Annotated in this window: 1 protein-coding gene; it reads right to left on the reverse strand. The window is 64.3% G+C overall.

Annotation, left to right across the window (positions count from 1 at the left end; translation table 11 throughout):
* Positions 1-602: formate--tetrahydrofolate ligase (locus VQ045_RS21870; RefSeq protein WP_331831631.1), on the reverse strand; the 602-nt coding region annotated here is incomplete at both ends.

Consider the following 602-nt stretch of genomic DNA (forward strand, 5'->3'; position numbering starts at 1 on the left):
TACAGCATCTGGAACTGCGCCACGCCGCTGTCGGCGATCTCTGCCACCCGCGTCGCCAGTTCCTGGATCCCCTTCGAGCCCTCGGCCCAGTGCTTGCACAGGATCGCCTCCGAGCCCTGGCTCGTCACATAGTCCTTGCAGGCTTGGATCTCGGCCTCGGTGTCGCCGGCAAAGTGATTGATCGCCACCACCGCGGGAACGCCGAAACCCTTGATGTTCTCGATGTGCCGGCCGAGATTGGCGCAGCCGTCCTTGACCGCCTGCACGTTCTCGGCCGCCAGATCCTGCTTCTTGACGCCGCCATTCATCTTCATCGCACGGATGGTGGCGACGATGACGATCGCCGCCGGGGCGAGACCGGCCTTGCGGCACTTGATGTTCATGAACTTCTCGGCGCCGAGATCGGCCCCGAAGCCGGCTTCCGTCACCACGTAGTCGTTCAGCTTCAGCGCCGTCTTGGTGGCGACGACCGAGTTGCAGCCATGGGCGATGTTGGCGAACGGGCCGCCATGCACGAAGGCCGGGTTGTTCTCCAGCGTCTGCACCAGATTGGGCTGCATGGCGTCCTTGAGCAGAACCGTCATCGCGCCGTCGGCCTTCAG

The organism is Aurantimonas sp. E1-2-R+4, from assembly GCF_036549515.1.
GTDB classification, from domain to species: domain Bacteria; phylum Pseudomonadota; class Alphaproteobacteria; order Rhizobiales; family Rhizobiaceae; genus Aurantimonas; species Aurantimonas coralicida_A.